At 64.9% G+C, this 18,886-nt stretch carries 14 protein-coding genes; 5 read left to right on the top strand and 9 right to left on the bottom strand.

Annotated features, from left to right (window positions below; translation table 11 throughout):
* Window positions 1-125 precede the first annotated feature (125 nt).
* The 3 genes from dnaK (at window position 126) to ABEG21_RS12665 (ending at window position 5,534) form a co-directional block, all read left to right on the top strand.
* A complete protein-coding gene (gene dnaK / locus ABEG21_RS12675; RefSeq protein WP_347554929.1) occupies window positions 126-2,081 on the top strand; it encodes a molecular chaperone DnaK in 1,956 nt (651 codons plus the stop codon).
* 161 nt (window positions 2,082-2,242) lie between these two features.
* Window positions 2,243-3,382 (top strand): molecular chaperone DnaJ, encoded by a 1,140-nt coding sequence (gene dnaJ, locus ABEG21_RS12670; protein WP_347554928.1) that lies wholly within the window; start codon window positions 2,243-2,245, stop codon window positions 3,380-3,382.
* A 7-nt stretch (window positions 3,383-3,389) separates the two neighbouring features.
* Window positions 3,390-5,534, top strand: coding sequence for a chorismate-binding protein (locus ABEG21_RS12665; RefSeq protein WP_347554927.1), 2,145 nt, complete (start codon window positions 3,390-3,392; stop codon window positions 5,532-5,534).
* Between the two features lie 85 nt (window positions 5,535-5,619).
* Here the strand turns inward: ABEG21_RS12665 and panB are convergent, their stop codons facing one another.
* From panB to hda, 6 genes are all read right to left on the bottom strand, one after another.
* Window positions 5,620-6,435 (bottom strand): 3-methyl-2-oxobutanoate hydroxymethyltransferase, encoded by an 816-nt coding sequence (panB, locus tag ABEG21_RS12660; protein ID WP_347554926.1) that lies wholly within the window; start codon window positions 6,433-6,435, stop codon window positions 5,620-5,622.
* Window positions 6,432-7,184, bottom strand: a complete 753-nt coding sequence (locus ABEG21_RS12655; protein WP_347556774.1) for a deoxynucleoside kinase — start codon at window positions 7,182-7,184, stop codon at window positions 6,432-6,434. Before ABEG21_RS12655 ends, panB begins: the two co-directional genes overlap by 4 nt.
* 240 nt (window positions 7,185-7,424) lie before the next feature.
* Complete coding sequence (gene folK / locus ABEG21_RS12650; RefSeq protein WP_347554925.1) at window positions 7,425-7,976, bottom strand: 2-amino-4-hydroxy-6-hydroxymethyldihydropteridine diphosphokinase; 552 nt, start codon at window positions 7,974-7,976, stop codon at window positions 7,425-7,427.
* A gap of 25 nt (window positions 7,977-8,001) precedes the next feature.
* Complete coding sequence (gene pcnB, locus ABEG21_RS12645; protein WP_347556773.1) at window positions 8,002-9,804, bottom strand: polynucleotide adenylyltransferase PcnB; 1,803 nt, start codon at window positions 9,802-9,804, stop codon at window positions 8,002-8,004.
* A 268-nt stretch (window positions 9,805-10,072) separates the two neighbouring features.
* A complete protein-coding gene (locus ABEG21_RS12640; protein WP_347554924.1) occupies window positions 10,073-10,753 on the bottom strand; it encodes an HAD family hydrolase in 681 nt (226 codons plus the stop codon).
* 11 nt (window positions 10,754-10,764) lie between these two features.
* Complete coding sequence (hda, locus tag ABEG21_RS12635) at window positions 10,765-11,607, bottom strand: DnaA regulatory inactivator Hda (RefSeq protein WP_347556772.1); 843 nt, start codon at window positions 11,605-11,607, stop codon at window positions 10,765-10,767.
* Window positions 11,608-11,924: 317 nt separating this feature from the next.
* On the opposite strand from hda, the gene purM reads away from it, so the two are divergent.
* The gene (gene purM / locus ABEG21_RS12630) at window positions 11,925-12,989 is read left to right on the top strand and encodes a phosphoribosylformylglycinamidine cyclo-ligase (RefSeq protein ID WP_347554923.1); all 1,065 of its coding nucleotides are present in this window, start codon (window positions 11,925-11,927) and stop codon (window positions 12,987-12,989) included.
* Between the two features lie 15 nt (window positions 12,990-13,004).
* Here the strand turns inward: purM and miaA are convergent, their stop codons facing one another.
* Window positions 13,005-14,012 carry a tRNA (adenosine(37)-N6)-dimethylallyltransferase MiaA gene (gene miaA, locus ABEG21_RS12625; RefSeq protein ID WP_347554922.1) on the bottom strand — a complete coding sequence of 336 codons (1,008 nt, stop codon included), beginning with the start codon at window positions 14,010-14,012 and terminating at the stop codon, window positions 13,005-13,007.
* Window positions 14,009-16,177 carry a DNA mismatch repair endonuclease MutL gene (gene mutL, locus ABEG21_RS12620; RefSeq protein WP_347556771.1) on the bottom strand — a complete coding sequence of 723 codons (2,169 nt, stop codon included), beginning with the start codon at window positions 16,175-16,177 and terminating at the stop codon, window positions 14,009-14,011. Before mutL ends, miaA begins: the two co-directional genes overlap by 4 nt.
* 270 nt (window positions 16,178-16,447) lie before the next feature.
* Here mutL and ABEG21_RS12615 point away from each other — a divergent pair, with 270 nt between their 5' ends.
* Window positions 16,448-17,125, top strand: coding sequence for a DedA family protein (locus ABEG21_RS12615; RefSeq protein WP_347554921.1), 678 nt, complete (start codon window positions 16,448-16,450; stop codon window positions 17,123-17,125).
* A gap of 124 nt (window positions 17,126-17,249) precedes the next feature.
* Here ABEG21_RS12615 and ABEG21_RS12610 read toward each other — a convergent pair whose 3' ends face one another.
* Entirely contained in the window at window positions 17,250-18,779 is a 1,530-nt protein-coding gene (locus ABEG21_RS12610) for an N-acetylmuramoyl-L-alanine amidase (RefSeq protein WP_347554920.1), read from the bottom strand.
* Between the last annotated feature and the right edge of the window lie 107 nt (window positions 18,780-18,886).

Raw genomic sequence — 18,886 nt, 5'->3', positions numbered from 1 at the left:
AGGCAGCATTTTCGCGGTCCAGCCCTTGAAATTGGCGTGGCCGCACCTATTTTTCGAACATATTTGAATTGTTGCGCGGAGCCGCGCTCCGCCGGACGGCTGACACAGCCAGGAGAATGAATAAGATGGGCAAGATCATTGGCATTGACCTGGGAACGACGAATTCCTGCGTTGCGGTGATGGAAAGCAAGCAGGCCAAGGTCATTGAGAACGCCGAAGGCGCGCGGACCACGCCGTCGATCATCGGCTATTTGAAGGACGGCGAAATCGTCGTCGGCGCACCGGCGAAGCGCCAGGCCGTGACGAACCCGCGCGATACGCTGTATGCGGTCAAGCGCCTGATCGGTCGTAAGTTCAGCGAGAAGGAAGTTCAGAAGGACATCGATCTGATGCCCTACAAGATCGTGTCGGCCGACAACGGCGATGCGTGGGTCGAAGCGCACGGCGAAAAGCTGGCGCCGCAGCAGGTTTCCGCTGAAATCCTGCGCAAGATGAAGAAGACGGCCGAAGACTACCTGGGCGAGCCGGTCACGGAAGCCGTGATCACGGTGCCGGCGTACTTCAACGACAGCCAGCGTCAAGCGACGAAGGATGCGGGTCGCATCGCCGGTCTGGACGTGAAGCGCATCATCAACGAGCCGACCGCGGCGGCGCTGGCTTTCGGTCTGGACAAGAGCGAAAAGGGCGACCGCAAGGTTGCCGTGTATGACTTGGGCGGCGGTACGTTCGACGTGTCGATCATCGAAATCGCCGATGTTGACGGTGAGAAGCAGTTCGAAGTGCTGTCGACGAACGGTGACACGTTCCTGGGCGGCGAAGACTTCGACCAGCGCATCATCGACTACATCATCAGCGAGTTCAAGAAGGAACAGGGCGTCGATCTGAGCAAGGACGTGCTGGCATTGCAACGCCTGAAGGAAGCGGCTGAAAAGGCCAAGGTCGAGCTGTCAAGCGCGCAACAGACGGACGTGAACCTGCCGTACATCACGGCGGACGCGAGCGGCCCGAAGCACTTGAATCTGCGCATCACCCGCGCCAAGCTGGAAGCGTTGGTCGAGGACCTGATCGAGCGCAGCATGGAGCCGTGCCGTATCGCGATCAAGGACGCCGGTATCAAGGTCAGCGATATCGACGACGTGATCCTGGTCGGTGGCCAGACGCGTATGCCGAAGGTGCAGGAAAAGGTGAAGGAGATCTTCGGCAAGGAACCGCGTCGTGACGTGAATCCGGACGAAGCCGTGGCCGTTGGTGCCGCGATTCAGGGCGAAGTGCTGGGCGGTGGCCGTAGCGACGTGTTGTTGCTGGACGTGACGCCGCTGTCGCTGGGTATCGAAACGTTGGGCGGCGTGATGACGAAGATGATCACGAAGAACACGACGATCCCGACGAAGTTCTCGCAGGTCTACTCGACCGCCGACGACAACCAGCCGGCCGTGACGATCAAGGTCTACCAAGGCGAGCGCGAGTTGGCGGCAGCCAATAAGGCACTGGGCGAGTTCAACCTGGAAGGTATCGCGCCGGCGGCACGCGGGACGCCGCAGATCGAAGTGACGTTCGACATCGACGCGAACGGCATCCTGCACGTGTCGGCGAAGGACAAGGCGACCGGCAAGGAAAACAAGATCACGATCAAGGCGAATTCGGGTCTGTCGGACGAAGAGATCGAGCGCATGGTGGAGGATGCCGAGGCGAACGCAGAGGAAGACAAGAAGCTGCGCGAGCTGATCGACACCCGGAACCAGGGTGAAGCGCTGGTGCACAGCACGCAGAAGGCGCTGACTGAGCACGGCGATAAGGTCGATGCGGACACGAAGGGCAAGATCGAAGCCGCGATCAAGGACCTGGAAGAAGCGTTGAAGGGCAACGATAAGGCTGCCATCGACGAGAAGGTGACGGCGCTGGCAACCGCTTCGCAGCAACTGGGCGAGAAGATGTACGCGGACGCAGCGGCGGCCGGTGCAGCCGGTGGCCCGGACGGTGCGGGCGCGGCGGGTGCAGCAGGCGCCGCTGGTGCCGCGCCGGGCGCAAAGGCCGAAGACGACGTCGTGGACGCCGACTTCAAGGAAGTCAAGAAGGACTAAGCGTCACCTGCAACAGGTAGTGCCGTACCATGGCGGACGGCGCCGAAGCCTCGCTTCGGCGGCCGCCCGCCATCGGTTTTTCCGCTACTGCCTGACTGAATAACGCGTCATGCGGCGCGCGGGGATAGGCAAGCCGTCAAGAGGCGACACAAGGTACGACGATGTCAAAACGCGATTTTTACGAAATCCTGGGTGTAGCGAAGAACGCCAGCGAAGAAGAGCTGAAGAAGGCTTATCGGAAGCTGGCGATGAAGTACCACCCGGACCGGAATCCGGACAATAAGGAAGCGGAAGAGCACTTCAAAGAGGTCAAACAGGCCTACGAGATGCTTTCGGATCCGCAGAAACGCGCCGCCTATGACCAATATGGTCACGCCGGCGTGGACCCGAACATGGGTGGCGGCGCTGGCGCGCAAGGTTTTGGCGGTTTCGCCGATGCCTTCGGCGATATTTTCGGCGACATCTTCGGTCAAGCGGCCGGCGGTGGCGGCCGAGGCGGTCGGGGCGGCCCCCAGGTTTATCGGGGTGCCGACCTGCGCTACAGCATGGAAATCACGCTCGACCAGGCCGCGCATGGCTATGACACGCAGATCCGCGTGCCGGGATGGACCGAGTGCGACGTCTGTCACGGGCATGGCGCGAAGCCGGGCACGAAGGCGCAGACTTGCCCGACTTGTGCGGGGCAGGGTCAGGTGCGGATGTCGCAAGGGTTCTTCAGCGTCCAGCAGACCTGCCCGAAGTGTCATGGAACGGGCAGTTTCATCCCCGATCCCTGCGTGAAGTGTCATGGCGTCGGCAAGATCAAGGAAACGAAGACCCTTGAGGTCAAGATTCCGGCCGGCATCGACGATGGCATGCGGATCCGTTCGGCCGGAAACGGCGAACCCGGTGTCAACGGTGGGCCTGCGGGCGACTTGTATATCGAGATTCATATCAAGGCGCACCCGGTCTTCGAGCGCGATGGCGACGACCTGCATTGCCAGATGCCGATCTCGTTCACCACGGCGGCATTGGGTGGCGATATCGAAGTGCCGACCTTGAACGGGCGCGTGACCTTCCCGGTGCCGGAAGGCACGCAATCGGCCAAGACGTTCCGCCTGCGTGCCAAGGGCATCAAGGGCCTGCGTTCCAGCATTGCCGGCGATCTCTACGTGCACGTGCAGGTTGAGACACCGGTGAAGCTGACCGAGCAACAGCGCGCGCTGTTGCAACAGTTCGAAGCATCGCTTGCCGAAGGCGGTTCGCGGCACAACCCGCAAAGCAAGAGCTGGTTCGACAAGGTCAAGAGCTTCTTCGAGTGATCCGTCCGTGAGTGCGCCGCTGCCCGATTCTGATGACCGGCACGGTGCGCTCGCGCCGGTTTCCCTCTCTCCCTGTTCCCAAATGGCCACGCCGCCTGATCCTCAGGAAAGCGCTGGCCCAGGCGCATCGTGCTTCGCGTTGTTGGACGATGCGCAGTGCGCCGGCGCCTCGTCCGACAACGACGCCCCGATCCCCCTTGCCCCCCGAACGAGCCGGCTCTATACCGGCTTCGTCCGTGAGCACCGCTGCACCGACCCAACGCTGCTCGACGCGGCATGGGCCGGCGTCGAGCGGGACCTCGCGACGGGACTGCATGCGGTGGTGCTCGGCGATTACGAATGGGGTGTCGCGCTGGCCATGCCAGACGCGTGTCCCGACAGCGGCGCCGCGTTGCGCGTCCTTTGTTTCCGGCATTGCGCGCGACTCACACCGGAGCAGACCGATGCTTTTCTGGCATCGATCGCTACGAGCCCCGCCATGCCAAGCGGCATTGCCGACGTCTCGGCGAGCGTCACACCCGATGCATTCGATGCGGCGATCGCTGCGATCCATCGTGCTTTGCATGCTGGCGAAAGCTATCAAATCAATTACACGTTCCGCCTCCGTTTCGGCGTCTATGGCGATCCGATCGTACTCTATCGGCAATTGCGCGCGCGTCAGCCGGTGGCATTCGGGGCCTTGATACGCGCCTCCGACGGCTGGGTGCTCTCCGTTTCCCCGGAGCTTTTCGTGCGGCACGAACACGGCGTCATTCATGCCAAGCCGATGAAGGGGACGGCTGCGCGCGTGCTTGACGATCCGGACCGCGACGCGCTCGCCGCGCGGACCTTGCAGTCCGATGAGAAAAATCGCGCCGAGAATGTGATGATCGTGGATCTGCTGCGCAACGATCTCGGACGCATCGCGCAAGTGGGTAGCGTGCAGGTCACGCGCCTGTTCGAGGTCGACCCATTGCCGTCGGTCTGGCAAATGACGTCGACGGTGCGCGCGACCTTGGCGCCTCGCGTGCGCTTTCCCGATGTGTTGCGGGCCTTGTTTCCTTGCGGCTCGATCACCGGCGCGCCGAAGCACGCGTCAATGGCCCTGATTCGCCAGATCGAGACGACGCCGCGCGGCTTGTACACCGGCACCATCGGCTGGATCGAACCGGCGCCGGCAGGGGGTTCCGACAGCGATAGCGATAGCGACGACGACGACGGGCGCCAATGCGGGGCATTCTGCCTCTCGGTGACGATCAGGACAATTACGATCCACGACCCGCAGGTTTGCGAGACGCTGCCGACCGACGGCGCGCCGGAACCGATCGCCACCGAGCGGACCGGCTTACTGGCGGGCGAGGCGGGGATCGGTGCCGGCATCGTTCTCGACAGCCGCGCGGCGGACGAATACGAAGAATGTTGGCTGAAGGCGCGCTTTCTGACCGGCGCGGACCCGGGGTTCGCCCTGTTCGAAACCATCGCGCTGGATCTCGGAGCAATGCGCGCCGATGCGATGCCCTATCTACCACGCCATCTGGCACGGTTGCAGCACGCGGCACGCCGCCTCGGTTTTGCCTGTCCGATCGAGCGCGTCCTTGCGGCGATCGATGATCGGATCGCCGCGCTGCGCGCCGCCGCGCCGATGATCGATTCCGTATCGGCCGCACGTGAAAGCGGCGTGCGCGCGCCCAGCCATCGCTTGCGCCTTGCGCTAAGCAAGGACGGCACGGTGCACTGCACGGCCGCCCCCATGGCGCCGCTGCCGTCAGGACCCGTCGGTGTGCTGATGGCGCGGGACCATGGATATGCACCCACGCAGGCGAACGACTTCCTTCTCCGCTTCAAAACGACGGCGCGCGCGCAATACGACATGGCCTGGCAGGCCGCAGCCGAGAAAGGGGCGTTCGATATGCTTTTCGAGAATACGGCGGGCGAATTGACTGAGGGAGGGCGCAGCAATGTCTATCTGCAGCTCGACGGCCAATGGTTTACGCCGCCTTTGCAGTGCGGGCTGCTGCCCGGCGTGATGCGGCAAGCGATCCTGGACGGCGCCGTACCGGGCGCGCCTTCCGTCACGGAGCGGGTGCTCCAACGCAAGGATGTCGCCCGCGCGCAGGCCTGTGCGCTATCGAATGGGCTGCGAGGATGGTTCCGCGCGTCGCTGGCGCACTGAACACACCGTTCAGGCCGCCGCGTGGCATGCCGGCATCCGCCCGGGCAGGCGCCCGAGGATATGCCGCGGACGGCCGACCCGTCCCTTAGAACGAATGCTCTTCCGCGGGGAACTGACCTTCCTTCACCGCCTGAACATATGCCGCGACGCCGGCAGCGATCGACGGCTCGCCCGAGACGAAGTCCCGCACGAAACGCGGCCGTTTGCCGGGAAACACGCCGAGCAGATCGTGCAGGACCAGCACCTGGCCGGAGCAATCCGGGCCGGCGCCGATACCGATCGTCGGGACCGCAAGCGCGTCGGTCACTTCGGCCGCCAGCACGGCCGGCACGCCCTCGATGACGATCAATTGCGCGCCCGCATCCTGCAGCGCTTCGGCATCGTTTTTCAGCGACTGCGCACCCTCGATCGTGCGCCCCTGAATCTTGAAGCCGCCCATCGCATGCACCGACTGCGGCATCAGTCCGATATGGGCGCAGACCGGCACCGAGCGTTCGACCAGGAAGCGCACCGTTTCCGCCAGCCAGGCGCCGCCTTCCAGCTTGACCATTTCCGCGCCGGCACGCAATAACGCGACCGACGACGCAAAGGCGTCGGCAGGCGTGCCATAGGTGCCGAAGGGCAGATCGGCGATGATCAACGGCCGCTTCGCGCCGCGTGCGACGCAGGCGGTGTGGTACGCAATATCGTCGAGCGTCACGGGAAGCGTCGTGCCATGTCCCTGCAGGACATTGCCCAGCGAGTCCCCGATCAACAAGACATCCACGCCCACCTGTTCCAGCAATGCCGCGAAACTCGCGTCATAGCAGGTCAACATGGCGATCTTTTCCCCGGCGTCGCGCATTGCTTGCAGCGTAGGGACGGTGATCGCACGGCGTTCCGTGGCTTGAAGGTAACTCATATCGACATCGACCCTTTGACAAAAAATTCACGCGGGCCGCGCATGCGATGAATATGGTCAAGCAGCAGGGCCAGATCGGCTTCGTCCTCGGCGGGCGCCATATTCTCGGCATTGACCGTCAGCAACGGCGCCGCTTCGTAGTGATAGAAAAACTGGTTATAGGCGTCGCACAGCGCGCGGAGATAGGCATCGGACATCTGCAATTCGACGCCGCTGCCTCGCTTCTGAATACGCGCGAACAGCACTTCCGGACTGGCCTGTAGATAGATCACCAGGTCCGGCACCGGTGCGGCGCTGGGCAATTGCGCGGCCAGGCGTTGATAGAGCGCGAATTCGTCCGCATCCAGGTTCAACTCGGCATACAAGGCATCTTTTTCAAGCAGGAAATCGCTGATCACCGGACCGAGCCCGAGCGCTGCGCCACCGGTCACGCCGGCCATCGCGTTGGAGCTGGATGCCGCGGCCGGACCGAACGCGCCGCCGCCGGAGAAGGGTCCCGCGCCCACCGACGCGTTCTTCAGCCCCGCCGCCAAGCGGCGCCGTTCGAGCAGAAAGTGCTGCTGCACGGCCAGCGCGTGGCGTGCCGGATCGCGGTAGAAGCGTTCAAGAAAGGGATTGGTTTGCGGCTGCTCGAAAACCGGCGTCATGGCCCACTTTTCGGCCAGCACCTTCGCCAGCGCGCTCTTGCCGACGCCCACCGGACCTTCGATAACGACATAGCCGTAGCGCGGGCGTCCTTCGGCATCCACCGGTAATTCCGGCGCCGTGACCGGTCGCGATGGCGCCGTGATCGGCAGATCGGCAATGCTGTTCACACCGACGATCGTGCCCGGCGGCAGGGCGCCCGGTTCGATACCGCTGCCTGTACCGACCGCATCGCCGGACGCCCGGTCCGCGCCTGCGGTGGAAAAGGCGCCCAGCGGCGTGGAGGCAAAGCGGGAGCGATTCATCGGCAGCAGGAAAAGAGGGTGGAGGGGGCGACGTCGCGGCTAACGCGTGTTGCCGGGACCGCACGCACCGCGCGCGGCGGCAGCGGTGCTCGCGGTCGGGATGCGGCACTGACACGTCGTGACGATCTCGATACGCTGATCGCGCACCGCCGCGACGTAATCCGCCGCGCGTCCCTTGCCGGGCACGATGACATCGCCGTCGAGTTCCAGCAAGGGCAGCAGCGCGAAAGCCCGTTCCGTCATGCGCGGATGCGGGATGCGCAGGTCGGGCTCGGACATGTCGAGATCGCCGTACAGCAGGATGTCGACATCGAGCGTCCGGGGCGCATTGTGAAACGGGCGCTCGCGGCCGAACTCGCGCTCGACGTCCTGGCATAGCTCCAGCAGGGCGCGCGGTGTCAGGAGCGTGCCGATGGCGATCACGACGTTCAGGTAGTCGTCGCCGCTGGCGTCCACCGGGGCGGATTGATAGAGGCTCGATTTGCCGAGCACGATGATGCCGGGCCGTTGCGCCAGCGCGATGACCGCGTCTTTCAGCGACTGACGTGCATCGCCGAGATTGGCGCCCAGTCCCAGATAGGCAACTGTCATAGCGTAAAACCGTTACAGAGTGCGTCTACACCGTTGGAGTCGGGACATCGGCGCCACCATCATGGTCCTGGCCGCCGTCTTGCCTGCCCTGCCCACCGCGCCGCCGCCGACGTCGCGGCCGGGCGCGCGGGCCGGCTTCACGCGGGCTGTTATTCAGCAATGCCTCGCGTGCCTCGAAGTCGCCTGTGATGAAATCGGTCCACCATTGGCCCAGGGCCGGTTCCAACTCTTCCGATTCACAGCGCAACAATAGGAAATCATACGCCGCTCTGAATTTCGGGTGTTCAAGCAGTTTCAAAGCACTACGGCCAGCGCGCTTTTCCAGGCGCGGCTGCATGCCCCAGATTTCCTTCATATCGGTGACATAACGCCGCTGAATGGCCAGCTTGCCGATCTGCGCGTTCATGACCTCGTCCATCGCGCGGTGCAGCGCCGGAATCGGCAATTCCCCCGCGACCATGTAGCGCTTCCAGCTGCGCTGCGTTTCATGCCACAACAGTGCAGCGAACAGGAACCCCGGGGAGACCGGCTTGCCCGAGCGAATGCGCTGGTCGGTATTCGTCAGCGACAGCGTGATGAACTTCTCGCTGACGGGTTCGGACAATGCCGAGTCGAGCATCGGCAACAGATGACCGAGCAGGCCTTCGGTACGCAGCTTCGTCAGGCAGGCCAAGGCGTGCCCTGACAGCAGCAGCTTCAGCATCTCGTCGAAAATCCGCGCGGCCGGGACGTTGTTCAGCAGATCGGCCATCTCGGCGATCGGTGCACGCGTCGCCGGCTCGATATCGAAGCCGAGCTTCGCCGCAAACCGGACGACGCGCATCATCCGCACCGGATCCTCGCGATAGCGGGTCTCCGGGTCGCCGATCATGCGCAGCGTCCGCGCACGCATATCGGCCATTCCCTCGTGATAATCGAGTACCGTCTGGCTGGACGGATCGTAGTACATCGCGTTGATCGTGAAGTCGCGACGACGCGCGTCTTCGTGCTGTTCACCCCAGACGTTGTCGCGTACCACGCGGCCACTGGCGTCCACCGCATGCAAGCGACGGTCCGGATCCTCGCGTCGACGACGGTTGCGACGATCGCCGCGGCCGCCTTGGTTCGGCCCACGCGGTGCATCCTGGCCGCGCGGCTCGGCGCCGTCATGTCCGTTATCGCGTGCGTCGTCGTGCGATCCCGCATCGTCGCTGTCGTGTGCGTCGTCGGCATCGACGGCGCCGCTGCCGCTGCCGCTGTCGCTGTCGTTCGGCGTGACCGTGGTGCGCGCGGCGGCGCCGCGGCCCGCTTCGGCCGCCGATGCGACGATCGCGGCCTCGGCTTCGGCCGTCGCGGCGTTGTCGGCCGCCGCCGTTTCAGGCGTCGCCGCCGGATCGACCAGTGCCCGGAACGTCGAGACTTCGATGATGTCCTGACCGAATTGCACGTGATTGATCTGGAAGCGTCGACCGATGATGCGCGCGCGTCGGAACAGTTTCTGCACCTGATCCGGCGTGGCATCGGTGGCGACGTCGAAATCCTTGGGCGCGACCCCGAACAACAGATCGCGCACGGCGCCGCCGACGATGAAGGCGCGGAAACCGGCCTGCTGCAGCGTATCGGTCACGCGTACCGCGTTGCGCGAGATCAGATTGGGGTTGATGCCGTGCACGTCGGCGGGGATCACCACCGGGGTGTCCGAGCCGGTAAAGGCCGCCGCGCCGGGCTTTGCGCCGCCGCGCGCCACGTTGGCGTTGCCGCTGGCGGCGCGAATCGAGCGCGCGCGTCGTGCGACGCCGCCACCAGTGGCGCGCTCGGCACGGCCGGCCGCATCGGTCTCCGCTGCCACGCCGTCCGCTGCATCGCCGTTTTCGGTATGTTCACGCGCAGCTTGGGCCGCGCGCGCGGCCTTTTCTCGGGCGCGCGCCGCGGAGCCCGGTGCGGCCGGAGCTGGCGCCGTGCTGCGCGATCGGGGCCGGGCCGTGGCCGCCGGCGCGGCATCCGCGCCGCCATGCTCATCGGCCGACGGCGTATCGAGGGCCCCTTCCATTTCCGTCGAGGGGGACGTGTCGTCTTCCGGACGGCCTAGTAGTTTTTTAATAAATTTTGTAATCACGTCAATTAAAGAGTTCCAGGATGCGCCAGCCGTGCGCGACCGCATGCGCGCGCAACGTCTCGTCCGGGTTCGTCGCAACGGGGTCGCTGACCTCCTGCATCAGGGGCAGGTCGTTACGCGAATCGCTGTAGAAAAAAGTCTGCGAAAAATCGGCCAGTGTCTTGCCCTGGTCGGCGAGCCAGCTATGCAGTCGGGTGACTTTGCCTTCACGGAAGCTCGGCACGCCGACGATGTCGCCGGTGTAGCGGCCGCGCGGCGCACCGTCTTCCGTCGCCAATTCGATGGCCAGCAGATTGTCGACGCCGAACGCCGTCGCGATCGGGCGGGTCACAAAGGCGTTGGTGGCGGTGATGATGCAACACAAATCGCCTGCGTCCTGATGCGCACGGACCAGTTCGCGCGCGCTCGGCAGCAGGTTAGGGCCGATCACGTCGGCCATGAATTGACGGTGCCAGGCATCCAGCTCGTCGCGCGAATGGCGCGTGAGCGGCGCCACCGCCACCCGAAGGTAGGCGTGAATGTCGAGGCAACCGTTCTGGTAGTCCTCGTAGAAGCGCTCATTGTCCCGCTGAAATTGCACCGGGTCGACCAATCCGAGCTGGATCATGAAGCGTCCCCACGCATGATCGCTGTCAGTGGGGATCAGGGTGTGGTCGAGGTCGAATAATGCGAGTCGGGTCATGGAATGTGATTCTACTTGATGCGGCCGGTACGAGTCCGAGCGGAATGGGGAGAAGAGGCTGTTTTTGCGATTCCGACCGGTGCGGCGGCCGGAGGCGCGACGATGCCGTCAGGCGCATCGGCGAGCATCGCGCGCAGCAGCGGCAGCGTGATCGCGCGTTTGCGTTCCAGGGCGAATTGTCCCAGCGCATCGAGTAAACGCTTCAGGCTCGGCATGTCGCGCTGGTAATGGTGCAGCAGATGCGGCGGCACATCGGGTGCCAGCGCAAAGCCACGGTCGCGCGCCGCGATCTGCAGTGCCGCCATTTTTTCATCGTCGTTCAACGGCGCCAAACGATAAACCAGGCCCCAGCCGAGTCGTGTGCGCAGGTCGTCGCGGATCGTCAGACCACGCGGGGGCGCACCGCCGGTGGCGACAAAGGCGACTTTCGGGTCTGCCTGGATTTCATTGAAGAGATTGAAAACCGCGATCTGTCGGGCCGGCGGCAGCCGGTCGCAGTCGTCGATCGCGTAGAGCGTCACGTGCGGATCGAAGCCGAAACTCGACAGCGGGCTCTGCGGCGTCAGCAATCGTACGCGCTGTTGCGCGCTGCCAGCCGGCGCATCGGGCAGGTCGACGGCATCGCACAGTGCGTGCAATAGATGGCTACGGCCGCTGCCGGACTCGCCCCAGACGTAGAACACCCGATCGTCGGGGGCGCGGACCAGGCCTGGCCGCTGGATGTCGGGTGTGGCGAACACGCTACGGCGCAACTGCAACAGTCGGCTCACCAATTCCGTATTCGGGCCGGCGATGAAATTGTCGAAAGTGGCCGGCGGCGGGGTGCCCAGGTCGAGCAGCAACTGGCGGCTGATCGGCGCGGAAGCGGACGATGCCGCCGTCGGAAGATCGGATGCGGTGACGGCAGGCGGGGTCCGCGCCGCACCGGCGGGGGCGCCTGCGTGCAGGCGCGTCAAGACCCGTCTCCGGTCCGCGCGCGTGCCGCCGCGGCAGCCCCGCGCGGGGGCTGGCTGCTGGGGCAGGAGCGAAACGACAGCAAAATCATCGGCGAATCCATCGGGCGGCAGCCTGCATGGGGTAAAATCCGCATTTTACCGAACCTGCCGCGTGCAGACGGTGCCCTTTCACGATGCCGCGCGATTTTGCGTGTGCTTTTCACTGCTTTTCCGTCATGAATGAATCGAAAGACCTTCCCGTGAACGCATCCGCCGCCGGTCTGTCCTACCGCGACGCGGGGGTCGACATCGACGCGGGCGACGCGTTGGTCGATCGTATCAAGCCGCTGGCCAAGCGCACGATGCGTGAAGGCGTGCTGAACGGCATCGGCGGTTTCGGCGCGCTGTTCGAAATCCCGAAACGCTACAAAGAGCCGGTCCTCGTGTCCGGCACCGACGGCGTGGGCACCAAGCTGCGCCTCGCCTTCGAGCTGAATCGTCACGACACGGTGGGCCAGGATCTGGTCGCGATGAGCGTCAACGATATCCTGGTGCAGGGCGCTGAGCCGTTGTTCTTCCTCGACTATTTTGCTTGCGGCAAGCTCGACGTGGATACCGCGGCGCGCGTCGTCGGCGGCATTGCCACCGGCTGCGAGCTGGCCGGCTGTGCGCTGATCGGTGGCGAAACGGCGGAAATGCCGGGCATGTATCCGGACGGTGAGTACGATCTGGCCGGTTTTGCGGTGGGCGCGGTCGAGAAGAGCAAGATCATCGACGGTCGCACGATTCAGCCGGGCGATGTCGTGCTGGGCCTGGCGTCGAGCGGCATCCACTCGAATGGCTATTCGCTGGTCCGCAAGATCATCGAACGGGCGAATCCGGATCTGGACGCCGATTTCGACGGCCGTTCGCTGTCGGACGCATTGATGGCGCCCACGCGCATCTATGTCAAGCCGGTGCTGAGCCTGCTGGAACAGGTTGCCGTCAAGGGCATCGCCCATATCACCGGCGGCGGACTGGTCGAAAATATTCCGCGGATCCTGGCCGAAGGGCTGACCGCCGAGCTCGACCACAGCGCCTGGCCGCTGCCGCCGCTGTTCGGCTGGCTGCAGAAGCATGGCGGCGTGGCGGATGCGGAAATGCATCGGGTGTTCAACTGCGGTATCGGCCTGGTACTCGTCGTGTCCGAGCAGGACGCGGCTAAGGCCAGCGCGGCGCTGTCGGCTGCCGGTGAAGTGGTGTGGCAAATCGGCAAGGTGCGCGCGAGCGCGGCCGGCGAAGCACAGACCGTCGTGATCTAAGCGGGTCTTCTCGGTCTAGGCGCTGCGCGCCTGGGCCAGTGCGTCGATGACGGCGCGGCTGGCCTGCTCGACCACATCGTCGCGGACGCAATCGATCACCGAGCGTCCGCCGATCTTTCTCAGCCAGGTCAGTTGTCGCTTGCACAGCTGGCGCGTGGCGAAAATCCCCTTATCCCGCATCGTCGTTCGGTCGTCTCGACCGTCCAGATAGTCCCACGCCTGTCGATAGCCGACACAGCGCATCGATGCCAGGTCCGGATGCAAATCACCCCTGGCCCGCAGTCGCGCGACTTCATCGATGAATCCGTGGTCCAGCATCGCATCGAATCGCGTGGCGATCCGTGCGTGCAGCACGGCGCGATCGGACGGTTCCAGTGAAATCACCGTATAGCGCGACGCGGCCGACGCGGCGTCTGGCGCCGCGTCGGCCTCGGCTTTCTGGCGTGCCAGCCAGTAGGACATCGTCTGACCGCTGATGTGCAGAATTTCCAGCGCGCGCTGGATACGCTGCGCATCGTTCGGCGCCAGGCGTGCCGCGGTTTCCGGATCGTGCGCGGCCAGACGACGATGCATCGCGGGCCAGCCTTCTCGCGCGGCCTCCGCATCGAGTGCCGCGCGCACGGCGGCATCGGCCTGGGGGAGCGCTGCCAAGCCTTGCGTCAGTGCGTGAAAATACATCATCGTGCCGCCGACGATCACCGGTTGCGCACCACGGGCGCGGATCTCGGCGATCAGGGCGAGCGTGTCGTCGCGGAATTCGGCGGCGGAGTACGCCTGCACGGGATCGCGGATATCGATCAGCCAGTGCGGCACGTCCGCACGTTCGGCGGCGCTCGGTTTCGCCGTACCGATATCCATGTCGCGAAACACTAGCGCGGAGTCCAGGCTGATCAGCTCGACGGCACGTCCGGCCGCGCGTTCATGACGTGCGACCGCCAGCGCGCTCGCCGTCTTGCCCGATGCGGTGGGCCCCAATATGCAGACGACCGGCGCGGCAGTGGAAAGAGAGGGCGGCAACGTCATTGGCCACGCATGAACAGGCGGTCCAGATCACCGATGGTCAACTGATACCAGGTGGGACGGCCGTGATTGCATTGGTCCGCGCGTTCGGTCTGTTCCATCGATCGGAGCAGCGCATTCATCTCGTCGAGCGTGAGCCGACGATTCGCCCGCACCGCATGATGGCAGGCCAGCGTGCCGAGCAAGGTGTGTTGGTGCTCGGTCAACACACGCGAGCCGCCCCAGGCGTGCAGATCGGCGATCAAGGCGCGCGCGAGCGCGCCCAGATCGGCTTCCTTCAGCAAGGCCGGCACCGAGCGAATCGCCAGCGTCGTCGGCGAGATCGGCGCGATGTCGAAGCCGAGCGCCTCCAGCGTTTCGCGGTTTTCCTCGACGGTGCCTACTTCGATCGGATCGGCCGGCATCGACACCGGGATCAGCAGCGGCTGCACGGCGATGGTCCGGTTTGCAAGCGCCGTCTTGAATTGCTCGTACAGGATGCGCTCGTGCGCCGCGTGCATATCGACGATGACGATGCCGCGACCGTTCTGCGCCAGCACATAGATGCCATGCACCTGACCCAAGGCAAAGCCGAGCGGGTGGGCGTCGTCGTCGTCCCAATCGCTGGCCTTGCCGCCGGCGGCATTCGGCAGACCGAGTCCGCGCGCGGCGCGATCGTAGCCGTCGTAGCCGGCAGCGCTACCGATTGCGGCGTTTTCGATGCCGGCGCCTTCGCCGTTCAAGCCGTCCGGGTTGCGGGCGTACGTGGCGCCGGGCTCGGCGACGAACAGCGGCGAGGCGGGGCGCCAGTTCGGATCGTCAGCGCGCGCTGTGGCATCGGCGCCGTCCGCGCCCGGCGCGTCTTCCCGTTTGCCGAACAGCGCGCCGTAGTAGGACGTGCTGGCCGGTGACGCCGCGGGCCCGCCGCGGAAGCCGCCATTGGCACCGCCGAAATACGCGCCGGTATTGCCGCCGCCGGCACCGAGCCGACCAATCGGCAAGGACGCCTGCTGCGTGGCATGCAAAGGCGCCTGCGGGCGCCAGGCTGGCATCGTCTGTGCCGGTACGCCGCCATCGGCCGCGCCGGAGGTCGGGTCGGCAGCCAGGCCGTCCGGGCCGATCGCGGCGGCATGGCCGCCTTGCGTCGTTTCGGGCGACTGCCCGGCGTAACGCGACAAGGCGCGCTGCACGGCGTGGAATACGAACTGGTGGATCGATCGCGAATCGCGGAAACGTACTTCGATCTTCGATGGATGCACGTTGACGTCGACGGCTTCCGGCGGCAGGTCGAGGAACAGGCAATAGGCCGGGAAGCGGTCGCCGTGCAGCACATCCTCGTAGGCCGCGCGGACCGCATGGCCCAGCAGTCGATCGCGGACGAACCGGCCGTTGACGAAGAAATATTGCTGGTCTGCCCGCGTCCGGCTGGTGGTCGGCAAGCCGGCGCAGCCGTAGACGGCGATCGGTCCGGCTGCTTCGTCCACCGGCAGGAAGGCGCGGCTGAAGCCTTCGCCCATGACGGCACCCACGCGCTGCACCGGTTCCGCCGCATTCCAATGCTCGACGGCGCGGCCGTTGTGCAGCACGGAGATCGCGACATCGGGCCGCGACAGGGCCGCACGCCGGACCATCTCCAGGCAATGTCCGAATTCCGTCTGCTCGCTCTTCAGGAACTTGCGCCGCGCCGGCGTGTTGAAGTACAGCTCGCGGACGTCGATGACGGTGCCGGTGCCGCCCGCCGACGGCGCGATGACGCCGGTGTCGGCATCGATCCGCGTCGCATGCGGCGCCGCGGCCGTGCGGCTGGTGATACTCATCTGCGCCACCGACGCGATCGAGGCCAGCGCTTCGCCCCGAAAACCAAGCGTCGCGACCGATTCCAACTCCGCCAGCGAGCGGATCTTGCTGGTAGCGTGGCGCATCAAGGCCAACGGCAGCTCGTCGGCGGCAATGCCGCCGCCGTCGTCGGTGATGCTGATGCGCTTGACGCCGCCGGCCTCCAGCACGATGCGCAACGTGCTGGCGCCCGCGTCCAGTGCGTTCTCCAACAATTCCTTCACCACCGATGCCGGGCGCTCGACGACTTCGCCGGCCGCGATCTGACTGATCAGTTGATCGGGCAGGGCGCAGATCGGACGACTTGCTTGACGGCCACGGCGCGGCCCCGCCGCGGTTTCGGCGGCAGGCAGCGGTGCCCCGATGCCGAGCGAATCGGCATCGTGATCGGAGGTCTGGGAAGGGTTCAAGGTTAACGCGGTGTTAACAAACGATGCGGGAAACTAGCGGTGATCCAGACGGTGCGGCGCGCGGGCGATGCCACCGGGAACGCCATAGGACGATGACGAGAATTATAACGGCATTACCGGAAGGGCCCGCCGAATCCCTTGGCGCGCAGGTGATTCCGGTATGATGTTCTGCGCCTCGCTGGCATCGATCCACTTAACGCAAGGAATAACGATTTGGACACCGTTTTGCATTTCGCCGGCATGATTTTGCATATCGACAAATTCCTCGGCCCTTTCATCGCGAATTACGGGGCCTGGGTCTATGCGGTGCTGTTCCTGATCGTGTTCTGTGAAACCGGACTGGTGATCTTTCCCTTCCTGCCTGGCGACTCGCTGCTGTTTATCGGCGGTGCGTTCGCCGCCAGTGGCGCGATGTCCTTGAGCACCTTGCTGGTGCTGTTGCTGGTTGCGGCGGTGCTCGGCAATACGGTGAACTACCTGATCGGGCGGTCGATCGGACCGAAGGTCTATGAATCGAACTGGCGCTTCCTGGATCGCACGGCGCTGCAACGCACGCATGGCTTCTACGAACGCCATGGCGGCAAGACGCTGGTGCTGGCGCGCTTCGTCCCGGTGGTGCGGACGTTCGCGCCTTTCGTCGCCGGCGTCTCCGGCATGGGCATGGCGCGCTTTCAGCTGTTCAACGTCGTCGGCGCGGTGTTTTGGGTGGGGTTGCTGGTGATCTGCGGCTATTTCTTCGGCAACCTGCCGTTCATCCGCCAATACTTGAACGTGATCGCGCTGGTGGGCGTCTGTGCGGCGATCGTGCCGGTGGCCCTGGCCGGCGTGTACAAGATGGTGCGACAGAAGCGCGCGGCGTCTGGCGCAACGGATTCATCGCGCGGCGCCTGAGTCGCCGGCAGCCGCTCTGTCGGCTGCCCCGTGATCGGACGACGCTGTACGCGGACGATGCCGTGCCGCGGCCGGCCTTGTCTTGACGGCCGGCGCCAACCGACTCACACCATGGCAACCCGCCTCACACCACGGTGTTCTTCGCCAACGGCGGGTGGGCTGCCAGATACTTCTTGATCCCGCGCAGGATGGCGGACGCCATTTCATCGCGATAGCTGTCGCTTTTCAGCCGGGCTTCTTCGTCCGGATTGCTGATGAAGGCCGTTTCCACCAGCACCGACGGGATATCGGGCGACTTCAACACCGCGAATCCCGCCTGCTCGACGTTGTGGCTGTGCAACTTGTTGATGCCGCCGATTTCATTGAGCACGTAGTCGCCGTACTTCAGGCTGTCGCGGATCTGGGCGGTCGTCGACATATCCAACAGCGCGCGCGTCAGCGCGACATCTTTCGTGCCGGCGGGAACGCCGCCGATTTCATCGGACGCGTTTTCGCGATTCGCCATCCACCGGGCCGCCGCGCTGCTGGCGCCATGTTCGGACAGCGCGAACACCGACGAGCCCTTGGCTGTCGGTGTCGTGAACGCATCGGCGTGAATCGATACGAACAGGTCGGCACCGACGCGTCGCGCCTTCTGCGTGCGCACATACAGCGGCACGAAGAAGTCGGCATCGCGCGTCATCATCGAGCGCATATTCGGCTCGTTGTCGATCTTCTCGCGCAGCTTGTGACCGATATCGAGCACCACGGCTTTTTCGTGCATGCCGGTCTGTCCGGTCGCACCCGGGTCCTCGCCGCCATGGCCTGGATCGATCGCGATGGTCAGCAAACGCAGGGTCTTCGGTCCCGCCTTCGCCGGCCCCTTGAAGCCATAGTTGTCGCGCTGCGCAAGCTCGGTGGGTGCCGATTTCGCCGCGGGCGATTTTGCGCCGGACGCCGAGCGTCCACCGGACTCGGGCGACGACGAGAAAGGCTTGGCATCGGCCAGCGTGGAGGTCGACGGTGCGGCCTGCGGCGATGCCGGATTGGTCTGCTGCGCGTACTGACGGAAGAACGCTTCCGAATCGTCCGATTGCGCGGTCGTCGGTCCGGATAGTGGGGCGCGCGGCGGATTGTTCTGCTGCGCCAGCGCCTGCTCCTTCGCCTGCGTCTGTTTCAGCAGCGCCATCAGCGGGTCCGGCGGCACGGCCGGATACAGATCCAGCACCAGACGGTTGCGATAGTTGCCCACCGGCGCCAGCGTGAACGACTGTGGCTTGACGGCACCCTTCAGATCGAACACCAGACGCACGACACGCGGCTGAAATTGCCCGACGCGGACATTCTGGATCTGCGGGTCGTTCGGCTGGATCTTGGCAACGAGATCACGCAAGGACGTGTCCAGATCGACGCCTTGCAAGTCGACCACGAGCCGATCGGGATTCGACAGGATCTGTTGCTGGAAGCCCAGCGTTTCATCCGATTCGATGGTGACGCGGGTGTAGTCCTTGGCCGGCCAGACGCGGACGGCAGTGACGGCCGCGGCCTGCGCGAGGCGCGGCACGCCCAGCGCCAATGCCGCGGTGGACGCGCCGGCTTGCAGCACTTTGCGGCGGCTCCAGCCGCGGTCGGTGCCGGAACTAACTTCGATCGATCGAAAAGGCTTGATCAGCATTGGAGAAGATTCTGAAGAAAAACGCGCTAGTATCTGTTTTGTAAGAAAACTTTAGATCGCGGGCAGGGGATATCTTGCCAGAATCCGACGCAGATGTCCGGATTGCA

The organism is Robbsia sp. KACC 23696 (assembly GCF_039852015.1).
GTDB lineage: Bacteria > Pseudomonadota > Gammaproteobacteria > Burkholderiales > Burkholderiaceae > Robbsia.
Note: the sequence above shows the minus strand (reverse complement) of the source record. Positions and strands in the feature narration are given on the sequence as shown.